We start from the raw sequence: 15890 nt of genomic DNA on the forward strand, positions 1-15890 counted from the left end.
GATCAGGCCTTTCGTGTAGTCGTCGGTCCCAGTACTCCGCCGAGCACCCGCCGGGCCCGGCCGAGCAGCCGCCGCAGCAGCCCGCGCGGCGCCACCCGGACCACCCGCACGTCGTCGCGGCCCGCCCTCAGCAGCAGCGGCAGCGTCAGCGCGCGGCCGCCCGGCAGGCTGAGCGCCGTGCGCCAGGCCGCATTGCGCAGCTCGCGCACCGGCACCCGGGCCGAGAGCAGCGCGTGGGCGCCGTCGGCGGGCGTCAGCACGGCCTGCGCGTCGAGCGTGCGGCCGGAGGCGGTGCCGGTCAGCCGCAGGGTGATCGCGGTGCGGTCGGGCACGTACAGCGGCAGCGCGAGGGAGAGTTCCTCGCTGTCGGACAGGGCCGCGTCGGCCGGGGTGAGACGGTGCAGGCCGAGGGACTTCACCGCCCGGTCCACGTCCAGGGAGAGGTTGGCGTGCCCCTTCGTCCGGTACGGCAGCACCACCCGGCCGGCGACGAGCCCGGCGGGCGGCAGCGCGACGCCCTGCGCCGGAACGGGTCCGAGCCTGCACTCCTTGGTCCAGCCGCCCAGCGTGAGGCGGACGTGGGCGTCCCACAGTCCGTCGGTCAGCGGGCCCCCGCCCACCGCGGCGGCGGGGTCGACGGTGGCCGTGCCGCGCAGCACCAGCCGGGTCCGGCCGTCGGCGGCCGGTACCCGTTCCCGGCCGGTCTTCACCGGCTGGAAGTAGGAGGCGCCGGTCTCGCGGTCGCGCAGGATCAGGTCGGCGGTGGCCTTCGCGAAGCCGTCGTCGGCGGCCGCGGTCAGCCGGGACACGGCCTGGGCGAGGTCCGCCGGCGCGTCGTCGGCCGGGGACCGGGGGCCGCCGGGGCCCACGGCCAGCGGGCCGTCCGCGTCGGTGTACTCGGCGGTGAAGCACACGCGCAGGCTGCCGTCGTGCCACTCGACGCCGGCCGGGGTGGCCCGGGGCCGGACGCCGGCTTCCCACTCGGCGTAGGCGACCAGGTCGTCGTAGCGGTCGTCCCGGATCAGCGCGGCGACGATCCGCTGGCCCGGCCGCATCCCGGGGGCGACACCGGGGCCGAAGCGCTCCTTGACCACCGCGTGGGTCTCCCGGAACACCTCGCGGCGGTAGTCCTCCGGCATCGCCAGCAGCCGGCGCCCGCTCATCCGGTCCACGATCTCCACTCGCAGCCAGCGGCGCAGCAGCCGGTCGCGCAGCGCGCCGGGCTCGGTGTACCGCTCGACCACGTCCAGGGCCTCGCGGAGGTTCTGGAAGTAGCCGACCGGATCGAACCTCTGGAAACCGGCGTTGGCGGCGTCATCGCGTTTGACGTGGTAGTAGCAGACGTAGTCGCTGAGCACGGAGACGTTGTCCGCGCGCAGGTAGGCCTCGGTGACGAAGACATGGTCCTCGAGGCGCCGCCGGCCCTCGGGGAAGCGCAGTCCGGTGCGCTCCAGGAAGGAGCGCCGGAGCATCTTGTGCGGGGTGAGGCTGTCGATCAGCGGGGCGTTGGCGACCGTGGCGTGCGGGTGGTTGCGGCGGAACAGCTCCACCGGCACCGGGCGGCCCTTGCCGGCCATCTTGCCGACGACGACGTCGGCCTTGTTGGCCACCCCGTACTCGTACATCCGCTCCAGGGCCTCGTCGCCGAGGTGGTCGTCGTTGTCGACGAACATCACGAACTCGCCGCGCGAGGCGTCGATGCCGACGTTGCGGGGCTTGCCCGACCAGCCGGAGTTCTCCTGGTGGACGACGCTGAAGTGCGGGTGCTCGGCGGCGAGCGCGTCCAGTCTCGCCGGGGTGGCGTCGGTGGAGCCGTCGTCGACGAAGACGACCTCGAACTCGTCCGGCGGCAGCGACTGGCGCAGCAGCGAGGCCACGCAGTCCTCGATGTACGGCCCGGGGTTGTAGACGGGTACGACGACGCTGACCTTTACCGGCATCCGGTTTCCAAGCCCCCTTGGTTCGCTTTCCGTTGCCTGGATGGCACGGCGCGTGGCCGAATGTTAACCCGGTGCCCTGTCCGGGCGAACCAAAGCCCGTACAAGGCACCGTGCCGGAACGATCAGGCGTGGGTCTTGGCCAGCAGCTCCAGGATCTCGGCCGTCGTGCCGCTCTCGCCGAGCCGCGGGAAGATCCGCTCGACGCTGCCCGCGTGCGCCGCGGGGTCGCCGTCGGTCATGGCGTCCGTGGCCAGAGTGACGTGGTAGCCGTGGGCGTAGGCGTCGCGCGCGGTGGACTCGACGCCGATGCTGGTGGCGATTCCGGCCAGCACGATCTGCGTGATGCCGCGGCGGCGGAGCTGGACGTCGAGGTCGGTGCCGTGGAAGGCGCTCCAGTTGTGCTTGGTGACGTGGATGTCGCCGGGGTGGCCCGAGAGTTCGTCGACGACGACGTCCCAGCCCTCGGGGAAGGCGAGGCCGCGCGCCTGGCGCTCGGTCCGGCCGGGGACGGCGTCCGCGCCGTCGGGCGAGAAGGACACCCGGACCAGGACCACGGGCAGGCCCCGGTCACGGAAGGCGGCGGCGAGTCCGGCGGCGCGGGAGACGACGTCGGCGGTGGTGTGCGGCCCGGTGGGCATCGCCACGATGCCGTTCTGCAGGTCGATGGCGACGAAGGCGGTGCGGGGGTCGAGTGCGGTGACGGACATGGGGTCGATCAGGCCTTTCCGGAGGTGAGCCGGCCGAGTGAACGGTCGGGGACGGTGGTCGCCAGCACCAGGGCCGAGCCGGCGAGCATGAACAGGGCCAGGCCGTGCAGGCCGGCGGTGTCGGCGCGGTGCGGGTAGAACGCCGCGGTGGCGGCGGACGCGCCCAGCGCCCCGAGGTACATGAAGGTCCGCAGCAGTCCGGCGGCCGACGCGATGCGTTCGGGATCGGCCTGCCGGTACAGGGCGCTCTGCGCGGCCAGCCCGACGAGGCCCTGCGGGACGCCGAGGAGCGCGCCGACCCCGAGCAGCAGCCACGCCGGGCTGTCCGCGCGGACCAGCAGCAGGGCGGCGGAGCCGGCGATCTGCAGCGCGGAGCCGGTGAGCAGCTTGACGCGCACCGCCTCGCGCCGCCCGGTGAGGGCGGAGACGGCGAGCGCGGTGGCCGACAGCGGCAGCAGGAGCAGCCCGGCCGCGGCGGCGCTCAGCCCGCGGCCCTGCTCCAGCCACTGCGTGTAGCCGTACATGAAGGCGTAGGACGTGGTGTAGGCGAGCAGCTGGCGCAGATACGTGGCGAGCAGCGGGCCGTTGCCGCCGAGGACGCGGAGATCGATGAACGGGTCCCGGGAACGCAGCTCGCGCAGCGCGAACGCGGCGGCAGCGGCGGCGGCCAGGAGCGGCAGGTACCAGCGGTCGGTGCGCGGGGCCGTCAGGAACAGCATCAGCGCCACCAGCATGACCGTGAACAGCGCCATGCCGGGCAGGTCGACGCCCCGGCGGCCGCCGCGCGGCGGCGCGGTGCGCGGCAGCCGCCGCACGCCCAGGACCAGGCAGGCCGCGGACAGCGGCACGTTGACGGTGAACACGGCACGCCAGCCGCCGAACCCGATCAGCAGCCCGCCGAGCGCGGGCCCCACCACGGCCACCGTCTGGGCGGCGACCGCCAGCGCGGCCAGCACGCCCGCCGGACTGTCCTGCCCGGTGCGCTCGGCCTCGGCGCGGGTCAGCCGCATGGCCGCCGGATACGCGGCCGAGGTGCCGAACCCCAGCAGCACCCGGGCCGCGATCAGCGCGCCGAGCGAGGGCGCGAGCGCGCCCAGCAGTCCGGCGACGCCGACCAGGGCGGTGCCGATCAGGTAGAGCCGGCGCGGTCCGTAGGTGTCCACCAGCCGCCCGATCACGGGCTGGCCGACGGCTGTGGCCAGGTAGAGCGCCGAGACCAGCCACACGGTCTCGGCGGGCGGCGCCCCGAACGCGATGCCGATGGGCACCAGCGCCACGGCGATCATGGAGGAGTTGACGGGATTCAGCACCGAGCCGAGCACCATCGGCGCGATCAGCCGGCGGTCGAACCCGGCGGGGGAGGGGCCCGCGGCCCGGCCGGTGCGTGCGGTGAGCCTGGGTATCACGGGCGCGAGAGCCGTTCCAGCAGCTCCAGCGCGGTCAGGACCGTCTGCCGCTCCTCCTCGGAGTAGCGGTCCTCGAAGGCGCGGGCCAGCCACTCCTCGCGCAACTGCTTGTTGCCCTCGACACGGGCCCGGCCGGCCTCGGTGAGGGTGACGAGCTGCCGGCGGCCGTCGTCCGGGTCGGGGGCGCGCCGGACCAGGCCGTGCTGCTCCAGGGCGGCCAGCGTGGTCGCCATCGACTGGGGCCGTACGCCCTCCGCGCCGGCCAGCGCGCTGGCCGTGGCCGCGCCGTGCTTGCCGACCAGGGAGAGCGCCGACTCCTGCGACGGGGTGAGGTCGGCGTCCTGCGCGACCTCGCGGATCCGGCGCCGCAGCCGGCTGAACACCACGCGCAGGTCCCGCGCGGTGCGCACAGCGGATTCGGAGATGTCGGCCATGCCGTCACCCTAGGGCCGGCAGGCGAAACTGTCCAGTCGAAACTGTTCAGTTTCGCCTGTCTAATACTCGGGTACTCGCCCGTCCCGGGCAGGGGCAGGACAGGCGCCGGCCGAGTTCGAGGAGCGCGGATGAGCGGGTGGGACGTCGCAGGGCTGCGGGCGGCGCTCGCCGCCGAAACGGACGGCGAGGTCCGCTTCGACGCGCGCAACCGCTGGGCCTACGTCACGGACGGCTCGAACCACCGGCAGGTCCCGATCGGGGTCCGCGCACGGTGGAGGCCGGCGCCCGCGCGGTGTCCGTCTGCGCCCGCTTCGACGTCCCGGTCCTCTCCCAGGCCGTCGCGCCCCGGCCCCGCCCGGTGACCCGGACGACGGCACACCCCGCCGCGCGAGAGGAGACGTCATGCCCCCCACCGTCGTCATCACCGGTGCCAGCGCCGGGATCGGCCGCGCCACCGCCCGCCTGTACGGCGACCGCGGCGCGAACGTGGTCCTGGTGGCGCGGGGCGAGGGCGGCCTGAGCAACGCGGCCGACGAGGTCGCGGTCCTCGGCGGGCGGCCCCTGGTCCAGCCCGCCGACGTGGCCGACCCGGCCCAGGTGGAGGCCGTGGCGGAGGCCGCGGAGAAGGAGTTCGGCCCGATCGACCTATGGGTCAACTGCGCCTTCGCGTCCGTGTTCGCGCCGTTCGACGAGATCAGTCCCGAGGAGTTCCGGCGCACCACCGAGACGACCTACCTGGGCTTCGTCAACGGCACCCGCACCGCCCTGAAGCGGATGCTGCCCCGCGACCGGGGCACGATCGTCCAGGTCGGCTCGGCGCTCGGGGAGCGGTCCATCCCGCTGCAGTCGGCGTACTGCGGCGCCAAGCACGCCGTCAACGGCTTCACGTCCTCCGTCCGCCTGGAACTGCTGCACCGCGGCAGCAACGTGCACGTCACCGTCGCGCAGATGCCCGGCGTCAACACGCCCCAGTTCGACTGGGTGCGCTCCCGGCTGGGCAAACACCCCATGCCGGTGCCGCCGATCTACCAGCCCGAGGTCGCCGCCCGGGGCGTGGCGTACGCGGCCGACCATCCGCGCCGCAAGCAGTACTACGTCGGCGCCTCCACGGTGGCCACCGTCTGGGCCAACCGCTTCGCCCCGGCCCTGCTCGACCGCTACCTCGCCCGTACCGGCTTCGGCTCCCAGGAGACCGACAGCGTCCCGCCGACCGGTCTGGACAACCTCTTCGAGCCCGTCGACCGGGCGCCCGAGGACGACCACGGCGCTCACGGGGCCTTCGACGACAAGGCGCACGGGCACTCCTGGCAGGAGGCCCTGGCCCGGCACCCGGCCGCCACCGCCCTCGGCGCGGGCGTCGCGATGCTGGGCGCCGTGCGCGGCATCCGCCGCATCACCTCCCCGACTCCCTAGTGTGGCCGTGTGCGACTGCTCCTGATGTCCGACACCCACGTCCCCAGACGGGCCAAGCGGCTCCCGGACCGGCTGCTCGCCGAACTCCCGCGCGCCGACGTGGTGTTCCACGCCGGGGACTGGGTCGACACCGCCACCCTCGACCTGCTGGAGAAGCGCAGCCGCCGGCTGGTCGCGGTGTACGGCAACAACGACGGCCCCGAGCTGCGGTCCCGGCTCCCCGAGGTGGCGTACGCCGAACTCGGCGGGCTGCGCTTCGGCGTGGTGCACGAGACCGGGCCCGCGCGGGGCCGCGAGGCCCGCTGCGCGGCCCGCTTCCCGGCGCTGGACGTGCTGGTCTTCGGCCACAGCCACATCCCCTGGGACACCGTCGCCCCCGGCGGACTCCGGCTGCTCAACCCCGGCTCCCCGACCGACCGCCGCCGTCAGCCGCACCACACCTACCTGACCGCGGCCGTCGCCGACGGCGCCCTCACCGACGTGATCCTGCACCGCCTCACCTAGGGACTTTCGTCTGGACCAGGCCGACCCCGTGAGCCGGGCATGATCCGGACGAGAGGACTGAGCGGTTCGCGCCTCGCGCCACCGTGGCAGGATGCGGCGATGACCTCCCACCCCGGCGCCCCCGCCGTCGTACCAGCGGGCCGGCTCGCGGCCGGCGACCAGCCGTCCTGCCGCTGACCGGCGAGCTGGAACTGCGGCCCTGGCGGCTCGACGACGCAGACGCCGGCGCCCTGCTCGCGGCCGGACGGGACCCGGAGATCAGCCACTGGAACCTGTTCTCCGTCGTCGGCCCTGCCGAGGCCCGCGAGCGGATCGGGCGCATGCGCGCCGCGCCGAGGGGACCGGCGCGGTCTGGGCCGTCGCGCCCCTCGGCGGTGCGGCCGCGGGGCTCGCCGGACTCAACGACGTCGACCTCGCGGACGGCTCCGCCGAGGTCGTCTACTGGGTGCTGGCCGGGGCGCGCGGCGGCGGCATCGCCGTCCTGGCCGCCCGGCGCCTCGGCCGATGGGCCCTGGACGAGCTGGGACTGCGCCGGGTCACCCTGCGGCACTCGACCGCCAACCCGGCGTCCTGCCGGGTGGCCGAGAAGGCCGGGTACGCCTTCGAGGCCACGTTGCGCGGCGCCTTGGAGCACGCGGACGGCCGGCATGACGTCCATCTGCACGCCCTTGTGGCCGGCTGAGCCCGACTCGGGCGTCCCGACCGGCGGGTCACGGTGACCGGTCCGACCTTGACCTTCACCGAGCCGGTCACGGTCCCGCCGTCGTACTCCTCCACCACCGCGCCCGGCAGGCACGGCGCGACGGGCTCGGTGTCGAGGAGCGCCTGCCGGGCCTCGTCCACGGGGACGGGGACGGTGAACTCGTGGTGCGGCTCCATGGGTTCCCCTCAGGGGGCGGCGGCCGGATGGATGGCCCCGGCGGTCGAGGTCAGTGGAGCGCCGCTGCCGCCCCAGCGCAGGGCGACGATCTCGGCGGCGACGGATACCGCCACCTCCTCGGGCGTCCGGGCCCCGAGATCGAGCCCGAGCGGCGAGCGCAGCCGGGCCAGCTCGGCCTCCGTGACCCCGGCCTCGGCCAGCCGTTCGCGCCGCTCGTCGTGGGTACGGCGGCTGCCCATCGCCCCGATGTACGCGGCCGGCCGGCGCAGCGCCTCCTCCAGCAGCGGCACATCGAACTTGGGGTCGTGGGTGAGCACGCAGATGACCGTGCGCCGGTCGGTGCCGGTGGCGGCCAGATACCGGTGCGGCCAGTCGGCGACGACCTCCACACCCTCCGGGAACCGCTCCGGCGTGGCGAAGACCGGTCGGGCGTCGCAGACGGTGACCCGGTAGCCGAGGAAGGAGCCGATCCGCGCCACGGCCGCCGCGTAGTCGATAGCGCCGAAGACCAGCATGCGCGGCGGCGGCGCGAACGACTGCAGGAACACCGTGACGGAGTCCTCCCGGCGCTCCCCGTGCGGCCCGTAGTGCCGCAGCCCCGAGGCGCCGAGGGCGAGTTCACCGCGGGCGTCGGCGGTGACCGCCAGGTCGAGCCCGGCCGCGCCCAGGGTGCCCTCGGCAGCGTCCGGCCAGACCGCGCGGGCGGCCCCGCGCGGGGCGGGCCCGTCGACCACGGTGGCCACGGTCACCGGCTCGCCCGCGGCGACGGACGCCGCGACCCGGCCGAACGCCGGGTCCGAGCCGGGCGTCACCGGCCGCACCAGCAGGGTGATCTCGCCGCCGCAGGTGAGCCCGACGGCGAACGCGTCCTCGTCGCTGTACCCGTAGGTCACCAGCCGCGCCGCGCCGCTCGCCGCGACCTCCTGGGCGAGTTCGAACACCGCACCTTCCACACAGCCCCCGGACACACTGCCCAGGACCTCGTCGTCCGGCCCGACGGCCATCGCGGCGCCGGGGCCGCGCGGCGCGCTGCGGCTGACGGCGACGACCGTGGCGAGCCCGAACGGCACCCCCGCCCGGTACCAGCGCTCCAGTGCCGGGAGGATCTCACGCACCTTCCGCTCCCTTCACCCGGGCCCGGCCGTCCGCGGCCCTCCGCCAGGCGGCCCCGCACCTGTTCGGGGCCGCCCATCCGGGTGATCGGCGCCCACCCCGTTCCGGCGGCGGTCAGCACCGCCGGCACCGCCCGCCCGGGGCGCCGGTCCCCGGGCGTGGCGGTCGCGTCCTGCGCCGACTTGGCATACGCCCTCCAGACCGTGCGGGCAAGGGTGAAACAGGTTGAAATCCTCCCAAATGGCATGACGCAGATCACTCTAAGGCGGCGGTCGTGACCCGGCGAGTGCTGCGGCGGGGGTTTAGTTGAGCATTAATCCATTGCCGTGGCGGGACCGGCCCTGGTGCACTGCACCGGTCGAGTCCCCGACCGGAACCAGGAGCGATCATGCGCACACCGTTCATGTCCCCGCAGGAAGGAACGCCCCTCTCACCCAAGGACATGACGCTTCGTGCACTCGCTCAACCTCGGGATCCTGGCCCATGTCGACGCCGGTAAGACCAGCCTGACCGAACGGCTGCTGCACGCGGCCGGCGTGACCGACGAGATCGGCAGCGTCGACGCCGGCAGCACCCGCACCGACACCCTCGCGCTGGAACGCCGGCGCGGCATCACCATCAAGTCGGCCGTCGTGTCGTTCCCGCTCGACACGGTGACCGTCAACCTCATCGACACCCCAGGCCACCCCGACTTCATCGCCGAGGTGGAACGGGTGCTCGGCGTGCTGGACGGCGCCGTCCTGGTCGTCTCGGCCGTCGAGGGCGTCCAGGCGCAGACCAGGGTGCTGATGCGGACCCTGCGCCGGCTACGCATCCCCACCCTCGTCCTCGTCAACAAGATCGACCGGCGCGGCGCCCGCTGCCCCGCCGTGCTCGACGAGATGGCCCACAGGCTCGCCGTACCGCTGGTCGCCATGGGGACGGCCGCCGCATCCGGCACCCCCGCCGCCCGCTTCGTCCCGGGCCTCGGCGAGTCGGCGCTCGACGTCCTCGCCGACCACGACGACGCCCTGCTGTCGGCGTACGTCGACGGCCGGGCCACCCGGCGGCGGCTGCGCGCGGCACTGGCCCGGCAGACCCGGCGGGCCCTGGTCCATCCGGTCTACTTCGGCTCCGCCGTCACGGGAGCCGGGGTCCCGGAGCTGATCGAGGGCATCGAGCGGCTGCTGCCCCCGGCCGGCGGCGACCCGGACGGCCCGCTCTCCGGCACCGTGTTCAAGGTCGAGCGGGGACCCGCGGGGGAGAAGATCGCCTACGCCCGGCTCTTCTCCGGCACCCTGCGCGTGCGCGACCGCGTCCCCGTCGGCGCCGGCCGCGAGGAGGGCCGGGTCACCGCGCTCACCGTCTTCGACCGGGGCGCCGACACCCGGCAGGACGGTGTCGCGGCGGGCCGGATCGCCCGGGTGTGGGGGCTCGGCGGCGTCCGGATCGGGGACGCGCTCGGCGCGCCCGGACGGGCGCAGGAGCACCACTTCGCGCCGCCGACCCTGGAGACCGTCGTCGTGCCGGGCCCCCACGCCGACCGGCGCTCGCTGCACCTCGCGCTCACCCAGCTCGCCGAACAGGACCCGCTGATCGGCGTCCGCCACGACGAGGTGCGCGGGGAGACCTCCGTCTCCCTCTACGGCGAGGTGCAGAAGGAGGTGGTCCAGGCCACGCTCGCCGAGGAGTACGGGCTGGACGTCACCTTCCGGGAGAGCACCACCCTGTACGTCGAACGGCTCGTCGGCACCGGCCACGCGGTCGAGTTCAACAAGAAGGACGCCAATCCCTTCCTCGCCACCGTCGGCCTGCGGGCCGACCCCGCCCCGCCCGGCGCGGGCGTCGAGTTCCGGCTGGAGGTCGAGCTGGGCTCCATGCCGTACGCCTTCTTCAAGGCCGTGGAGGACACGGTCCGCGAGACGCTCCGCCAGGGGCTGCGCGGCTGGCAGGTGCCCGACTGCACGGTCACCCTGACCCACTGCGGCTACTCGCCCCGGCAGAGCCACGCCCACCAGGGCTTCGACAAGAGCATGTCCAGCACCGGGTACGACTTCCGCGGGCTGACCCCGCTGGTCCTGGCCGAGGCGCTGCGCCGGGCGGGCACGGTGGTGCACGAGCCGATGCACCGCTTCCGCCTCACGGCCCCCGCCGACGCCCTGGGCGCCCTGCTGCCGGTGCTGGCCCGGCTGCGCGCCGTACCGGAGGACACCGGGGCGGACGGCGGGGTCTGTGTGCTCCGGGGAGCGGTGCCGGCCGCGCGGGTGCACCAACTGGAGCAGCGGCTGCCCGGGCTCACCCGCGGCGAGGGCGAGCTGGAGACCGCCTTCGACCACTACGCGCCGGTCACCCGCCCTCCGGTGCCCGAACGCCCGCGCACCGACCACAACCCGCTCGACCGGAAGGAGTACCTGCTGCGCACGACGCGCAGGGTGGGCGACTGAGGCCGTCCCGTCCCGGAGTCCCCGCCGGCGTGGCACGGCCTCCCGGGGGCAGGGGCGCCCCGGGGAGGCCGTGCGCCGCTCAGCCTCCGGCCGGGCCGGTCCAGCCGTCCTGGACGTGCCCCAGGCGGACGCGCTGCGGATGGTCGCCGACCGGCACCGACGTCACCTTCCGGCCGGTGGCGAAGTCGATCGCGGTGACCTGGTCGGCGCCGGACTCGGAGACCACGCAGTCCTTGCCGTCGCCGCTGACCGTGGCCCAGTACGGCTTGGACGCGGTGACCAGCGGACCCTCCTGGAGGGTGGCCCGGTCGACCACCGTGGCGTAGTCGTCCATCGTGCCCGCCACGCAGAGCTTGGTGCCCGCGGGGTTCATCGAAAGACCGTGGTGGCGCGAGTCGTTGACCCAGGTGGTGCGGTCCGCGCTGGTCGCCGGGTTCTTCGGCAGGGTCTTCATCCGGGTGATCTTGTCGGCGGCCACGTCGTACTCCAGGAAGCCGTTGAAGAACGAGACCTGGAAGTACAGCTTCGACTCGTCGGGGGAGAACACGGCGGGCCGCACGGCGTCGGAGAAGTCCTTCAGCCCGTACGCGTCCAGCCGCTGACGCATGTCGATCACCTTGACCTGCTTGAAGGTCGTCGCGTCCACGACCGTGATGTGCCGGTCGCCCTTCGTCCAGTCCCATACCGGGTCGTCGAGGGCGGTGTTGACGTCGCCGATGGACATGTTCCAGATGTACTTGCCGTCCCTGGTGAAGATGTTCTCGTGCGGCTTGTCGCCGGTCGCGAACGAGCCGAGCTGCCTGCCGGTCTCGATGTCCAGCACGTGCACGGTGTTCGCGGTCGAGGCGGACACCGCGACGCGGGTGCCGTCCGGCGAGACCACCATGTGGTCGGCCCGGTAACCGGACACGGGGAAGCGCCAGTTGACCTTCCCGGTGGCCAGGTCGATGGAGACGACGTCCGCGAAGCTCGGGCGGGAGACCACGACCGAGCGGCCGTCCGGGGTGGAGTACATGTCGTCGGCGAACTGGTCGTGGCCCTCGCCGACGCTGTTGCGGATGGCCTGGAAGTAGATCCACCTGATCGGGTCCGCGTTGATCTCCGCCATCCGCTGGGCCCTGTCCGGCACGACGTCGACGCGGCCGATCCTCGCGAAGTCGCCGGAGGACTTGATCACATCGGCGGTGCCGTCCCAGTTGTTGCCGACGAACAGCACCTCCCGCAGGCCGGGGGCGTCCGAGGCGGAAGCGGTGGCGGCGCAGGCGGCGGACGCCGGGCCGGCGAGGGTCAGCGCGAGGGCGGCGGCCATGGAGCAAAGGTGCCTGGTTCTGGAGGCAGGCATGACTGCTCTCTTTCCTCGGGGAATCTGAACACGGGCGCTTTCACTGTGAACTTACTGAAAAGTAAGGAAGGGTCGGCCTTCTCGACAAGATGCGTGCACGACAAGATTGGGGGAGTGGTGGGACCGGGAGGGGGCAGCGTGACGGGCAGGCTCAGGGCGCCGACGGGCCGTTACGGCGGCAGGTCCGCCGAAGAGCGGCAGGCCGAGCGGCGCCGCCGCTTCCTGGACGCCGCGCTGCGGCTGTTCGGCGACGCACCGGGCTACCGGGGGACCACGGTGGCCGCGCTCAGCCAGGCCGCGGGCCTGTCCACCCGCCAGTTCTACGAGGAGTTCCGCACCCTGGAGGACGTCCTCGCCGCCCTGCACCTGGAGGTCAACGCCTGGGCCGAGCGGGCCGTGCTGGACGCGCTCGCGGCGGCCGAGGGCCTGCCGCTGGCCGAGCGGGTCGCCGTGCTGTTCCGCGCCTACGCCCGCGACGTCACCTCCGACCCGCGCCGCATCCGCATCGCCTTCGTGGAGATCATCGGCGTCAGCGCCCGGCTGGAGGAGCAGCGGCTCGCCCGCCGGGCCCGCTGGGTCGGTCTGATCCGCGCGGAGGCCGACGCGGCCGTGGCCCGCGGGGAGGCGGCGGTGCGCGACTACCGGCTCGCGGCCACCGCCTTCATCGGCAGCGTGAACGGCCTGCTGCACGACTGGAGCGCCGGCTGGGTGGACGCGACGCTGGACGAGGTCGTCGACGAACTGGTCCGCCAGCTGATGGGCATCCTGCGCCCGGAGGGCTGGCGGGCCGGGCGGGGGTGAGCGGGGCGCGGGTCCCCGGCCCGCGGTGGTGCGCGGGGCTCGGCGCGCGGCATCGGGCCGCAGCTGGTCTGCTGGTGCGGGGGGCCGTCGTACCCGTTCTCCGGAGATGCAGATGAGTACCTACCGAGTCGCGCAGGTGACCGTCCCGGACGGCACGTTCGAACTCGTCGAGCGAGAGGTGCCCCGCCCCGGGCCCGGACAGGTCCTGGTCGCCGTCGAGGCGTGCGGGGTCTGCCACAGTGACGCCCTCTTCGTGAGTGGGGCACTGCCCGGCGTGACGTTCCCCGACGTGCCCGGGCACGAGATCGCCGGGCGGATCGAGGAGCTGGGCGCGGGCACGCAGGACCGCGGGTGGCAGGCAGGCGACCGGGTGGCCGTCGGCTGGTTCGGCGGCAGCTGCGGACACTGCGTGCCCTGCCGCGAGGGCGACTTCGTCGTGTGCGAGAACCTGCAGGTCCCGGGGTGGACCTACGACGGAGGCTTCGGCGACAAGGTGCTCGTGCCCGTCGACGCCCTGGCCCGGATCCCCGACGGGCTCTCGGCGGGCGACGCCGGGCCCATGGCCTGCGCGGGCGTCACCACGTACAACGGGCTGCGGCGCAGCTCCGCCCGGCCGGGCGACCTGGTCGCGGTGCTGGGGCTCGGCGGTCTCGGGCACCTGGGGGTGCAGTACGCGGCCGCCATGGGCTTCGAGACCGTGGGAATCGCCCGGGGCGCGGAGAAGGCCGACTTCGCCAAGCGGCTCGGCGCCCACCACTACGTCGACAGCACCTCCGCCACCCCGGTCGCCGAGGCCCTGCAGTCGCTCGGCGGAGCCAAGGTCGTGCTCGCCACCGCCGGTCACTCCGCGGCCATCACCGCCACCGTGGAGGGTCTGGCGCCCCGCGGCGAGCTGGTGGTCATCGGGGCGGACACCGAGCCGCTGGGCATCAGCCCGGCCCAGTTGCTGATGAGCGGCCGGGTGATCCGCGGCCACCCCTCCGGCACCGCCAAGGACGTCGAGGACACCATGGCGTTCAGCGTCCTGCACGGCATCCGCCCCATGACCGAGTGCGTGCCGCTGGAGCAGGCGGACGAGGCCTACCAGAAGATGCTCTCCGGCCGGGCCCGCTTCCGCATGGTGCTCACCACCGCCTGACATCGTCCCAGCCGCCGGGGGCGCGCGACGCGGCCGGTGTGGCCCGCCGCCGCGGGCTCGGCCCCGCCCTCCCGGCAACGCGGCCCTGGCTGTGCTGCCCTGGCTGTGCGGCCGGCGCCGTGCGCGGCCCGGAGCCCCGGCCGCCGCGCGCCACGGACGGCCCGCTCGGGTCTGCCGGCCGCTCGGGTCTGCCGGCCGCTCGGGCCGCTCAGGTCTTCTGCCGGTCGCTCAGGTCTGCCGGGCGTTCACCGGACTGTTGGCGACCTCGTCCGGGCACTTGCGGCGCGGCCCGGCCGTCCGCCGGTCGCGACGCCAGTCGGACGTGGCGAGGGCGAGGGAGGCCGCCATGCCGACGAGGGCGGCGCCCAGCGCGGCGAAGAGGGCGCCGTGGTAGTCCTGGCTCCGGCCGAGCACCAGGTAGAAGAGCCCGGGCAGGGCGGCGGTGCCCACCGCCGCGCCGAGCCGCTGGCCGGTCTGCAGGGCGCCGCCCGCCGCGCCCGCCATGCGCACCGGCACGTCCCGCAGGGTCATGGTGATGTTGGGGGAGACGACGAAGCCGCCGCCGACACCGCCGAGGAACAGCAGCGGGGCGGCGAGCCAGGGGCCGCTGTCGGCGGGCCCGTAGCGCAGCAGCAGCGCGGTGCCGCCGAGGCCGAGGATCACGCCCGTGAGACCGCACACGGTGAGCAGCCGGCCGAACCGCTCCACCAGTCGGCCGGCGACCACGGCCGTGATCGCGGAGCCGACGGCGAACGGGGTCACCGCCAGCCCGGACCGCAGCGGGGTGAAGCCCAGACCGTGCTGGTAGAAGAGGGCGAAGACCAGCCAGACGCCGCTGAAGCCGATGAAGTACAGCGTGCCCACACCGGCGCCGACCGCGTAGCCGCGCACGGTGGTGAACAGGCGCGGGTCGAGCAGTGGCTGCGTGCCGCGGGCGACCAGGCGCCGCTGCCACCAGGTGAACACGGCGAGGACCGCGACGCCGACGGGGAACAGCCACCAGAGCTGCCCGATGCCGCCCGAGTCCGCCTGCACCAGCGGGTACATGAGGCAGAGCACGCCGAGCCCCAGCAGCAGGGTCCCGGGCACGTCCACGTGCCCCCGGCCGGAGCGCCGGGTGCGGGGCAGCAGACGGCGGCCGAGCAGGACCGCGAGGATGCCGATGGGGACGTTGACGTAGAAGATCCACCGCCAGCCCTGGGCGCCGGAGGCGAGGGCCAGGATGGCGCCCCCGGTGATCGGCCCGACGGCCGAGGAGATGCCGACGATCGAGCCGAAGAGCCCGAAGGCGCGCCCGCGTTCGGCGCCGCGGAAGAGCTGCTGGATGAGCGCGGAGTTCTGCGGGGCCATGAAACCCGCCGCCAGGCCCTGGGCCAGCCGGGCCACCACAAGCAGCGTGATGTCGGGGGCCGCGCCGCAGGCAGCGCTGAAGACCACGAAACCGCCGAGCGCCAGCAGGAAGATGCGCCGCCGGTCCAGGGCGTCGCCCAGGCGCCCGGCGGTGACCAGGGCGAGGGCGAAGGTGAGGGCGTAACCGGAGACCACCCACTGCACCTGCGCGGCGGAGGCGTGCAGATCGCGCTGGATGGTGGGCAGGGCGACGGCCACGATGGTCACGTCGAGCAGGCTCATGAAGCCGGCCACCAGAGTCACCCACAGGGCCCGCCACCGGCGCGGGTCCGGCTCGCGCCCGGCGTCCCGCGTGCCCGGGTCCCGACCGTCCGTCGCCGACACTGTCACAGGGGCTGCTCCTCTCATCCCGCCCGAACCCGGACGAAACAGGTTCCC

The 15890-nt window shown here is 74.4% G+C and carries 13 protein-coding genes and 1 pseudogene; 7 read left to right on the forward strand and 7 right to left on the reverse strand.

Annotation, left to right across the window (positions count from 1 at the left end; translation table 11 throughout):
- Nucleotides 1-2: 2 nt before the first annotated feature.
- The 4 genes from ACFQ9Z_RS32530 to ACFQ9Z_RS32545 form a co-directional block, all read right to left on the reverse strand.
- Nucleotides 3-1940 carry a glycosyltransferase gene (locus ACFQ9Z_RS32530; RefSeq protein ID WP_383027752.1) on the reverse strand — a complete coding sequence of 646 codons (1938 nt, stop codon included), beginning with the start codon at nucleotides 1938-1940 and terminating at the stop codon, nucleotides 3-5.
- Nucleotides 1941-2062: 122 nt separating this feature from the next.
- Nucleotides 2063-2647 carry a hydrolase gene (locus ACFQ9Z_RS32535; protein ID WP_383027756.1) on the reverse strand — a complete coding sequence of 195 codons (585 nt, stop codon included), beginning with the start codon at nucleotides 2645-2647 and terminating at the stop codon, nucleotides 2063-2065.
- 8 nt (nucleotides 2648-2655) lie between these two features.
- The gene (locus ACFQ9Z_RS32540) at nucleotides 2656-4053 is read right to left on the reverse strand and encodes an MFS transporter (protein WP_383027759.1); all 1398 of its coding nucleotides are present in this window, start codon (nucleotides 4051-4053) and stop codon (nucleotides 2656-2658) included.
- Nucleotides 4050-4487 (reverse strand): MarR family transcriptional regulator, encoded by a 438-nt coding sequence (locus ACFQ9Z_RS32545; RefSeq protein WP_360671547.1) that lies wholly within the window; start codon nucleotides 4485-4487, stop codon nucleotides 4050-4052. The genes ACFQ9Z_RS32540 and ACFQ9Z_RS32545 overlap by 4 nt, the downstream gene beginning before the upstream one ends.
- Before the next feature lie 129 nt (nucleotides 4488-4616).
- On the opposite strand from ACFQ9Z_RS32545, the pseudogene ACFQ9Z_RS32550 reads away from it, so the two are divergent.
- The 4 genes and pseudogenes from ACFQ9Z_RS32550 to ACFQ9Z_RS32565 all read left to right on the forward strand — a co-directional run.
- Nucleotides 4617-4822 (forward strand): annotated as a pseudogene (locus tag ACFQ9Z_RS32550) (hypothetical protein); the annotation flags it as partial.
- Nucleotides 4823-4890: 68 nt separating this feature from the next.
- Entirely contained in the window at nucleotides 4891-5901 is a 1011-nt protein-coding gene (locus ACFQ9Z_RS32555; RefSeq protein ID WP_383027767.1) for an SDR family oxidoreductase, read from the forward strand.
- 9 nt (nucleotides 5902-5910) lie between these two features.
- On the forward strand, nucleotides 5911-6405 hold the full coding sequence (locus ACFQ9Z_RS32560) for a metallophosphoesterase family protein (protein ID WP_383027770.1): 495 nt from the start codon (nucleotides 5911-5913) through the stop codon (nucleotides 6403-6405).
- 265 nt (nucleotides 6406-6670) lie between these two features.
- Nucleotides 6671-7087 (forward strand): GNAT family N-acetyltransferase, encoded by a 417-nt coding sequence (locus ACFQ9Z_RS32565; RefSeq protein WP_383027944.1) that lies wholly within the window; start codon nucleotides 6671-6673, stop codon nucleotides 7085-7087.
- A 206-nt stretch (nucleotides 7088-7293) separates the two neighbouring features.
- On the opposite strand, the gene ACFQ9Z_RS32570 is transcribed toward ACFQ9Z_RS32565, so the two are convergent.
- On the reverse strand, nucleotides 7294-8400 hold the full coding sequence (locus ACFQ9Z_RS32570) for an XdhC family protein (RefSeq protein WP_383027773.1): 1107 nt from the start codon (nucleotides 8398-8400) through the stop codon (nucleotides 7294-7296).
- Between the two features lie 450 nt (nucleotides 8401-8850).
- Here ACFQ9Z_RS32570 and ACFQ9Z_RS32575 point away from each other — a divergent pair, with 450 nt between their 5' ends.
- The gene (locus ACFQ9Z_RS32575) at nucleotides 8851-10821 is read left to right on the forward strand and encodes a GTP-binding protein (protein WP_383027777.1); all 1971 of its coding nucleotides are present in this window, start codon (nucleotides 8851-8853) and stop codon (nucleotides 10819-10821) included.
- Between the two features lie 79 nt (nucleotides 10822-10900).
- On the opposite strand, the gene ACFQ9Z_RS32580 is transcribed toward ACFQ9Z_RS32575, so the two are convergent.
- Complete coding sequence (locus ACFQ9Z_RS32580) at nucleotides 10901-12163, reverse strand: YncE family protein (RefSeq protein WP_383027781.1); 1263 nt, start codon at nucleotides 12161-12163, stop codon at nucleotides 10901-10903.
- 138 nt (nucleotides 12164-12301) lie between these two features.
- On the opposite strand from ACFQ9Z_RS32580, the gene ACFQ9Z_RS32585 reads away from it, so the two are divergent.
- Complete coding sequence (locus ACFQ9Z_RS32585; RefSeq protein WP_383027784.1) at nucleotides 12302-12964, forward strand: TetR/AcrR family transcriptional regulator; 663 nt, start codon at nucleotides 12302-12304, stop codon at nucleotides 12962-12964.
- Between the two features lie 112 nt (nucleotides 12965-13076).
- Nucleotides 13077-14102: an alcohol dehydrogenase gene (locus ACFQ9Z_RS32590; protein ID WP_383027788.1), complete on the forward strand. Its 1026-nt coding sequence runs from the start codon at nucleotides 13077-13079 to the stop codon at nucleotides 14100-14102.
- Between the two features lie 228 nt (nucleotides 14103-14330).
- Here the strand turns inward: ACFQ9Z_RS32590 and ACFQ9Z_RS32595 are convergent, their stop codons facing one another.
- Nucleotides 14331-15860: an MFS transporter gene (locus ACFQ9Z_RS32595; protein WP_383027791.1), complete on the reverse strand. Its 1530-nt coding sequence runs from the start codon at nucleotides 15858-15860 to the stop codon at nucleotides 14331-14333.
- Nucleotides 15861-15890: the final 30 nt, after the last annotated feature.

Source organism: Streptomyces sp. NPDC056580 (assembly GCF_042793175.1).
Taxonomy (GTDB): Bacteria; Actinomycetota; Actinomycetes; order Streptomycetales; family Streptomycetaceae; genus Streptomyces.

Coding starts and splice junctions, on each gene's coding strand:
- ACFQ9Z_RS32530 (WP_383027752.1), bottom strand. CDS start 1,940: ATGCCGGTAAAGGTCAGCGTCGTCGTACCCGTCTACAACCCCGGGCCG.
- ACFQ9Z_RS32535 (WP_383027756.1), bottom strand. CDS start 2,647: ATGTCCGTCACCGCACTCGACCCCCGCACCGCCTTCGTCGCCATCGAC.
- ACFQ9Z_RS32545 (WP_360671547.1), bottom strand. CDS start 4,487: ATGGCCGACATCTCCGAATCCGCTGTGCGCACCGCGCGGGACCTGCGC.
- ACFQ9Z_RS32555 (WP_383027767.1), top strand. CDS start 4,891: ATGCCCCCCACCGTCGTCATCACCGGTGCCAGCGCCGGGATCGGCCGC.
- ACFQ9Z_RS32580 (WP_383027781.1), bottom strand. CDS start 12,163: ATGCCTGCCTCCAGAACCAGGCACCTTTGCTCCATGGCCGCCGCCCTC.
- ACFQ9Z_RS32590 (WP_383027788.1), top strand. CDS start 13,077: ATGAGTACCTACCGAGTCGCGCAGGTGACCGTCCCGGACGGCACGTTC.
- ACFQ9Z_RS32595 (WP_383027791.1), bottom strand. CDS start 15,860: ATGAGAGGAGCAGCCCCTGTGACAGTGTCGGCGACGGACGGTCGGGAC.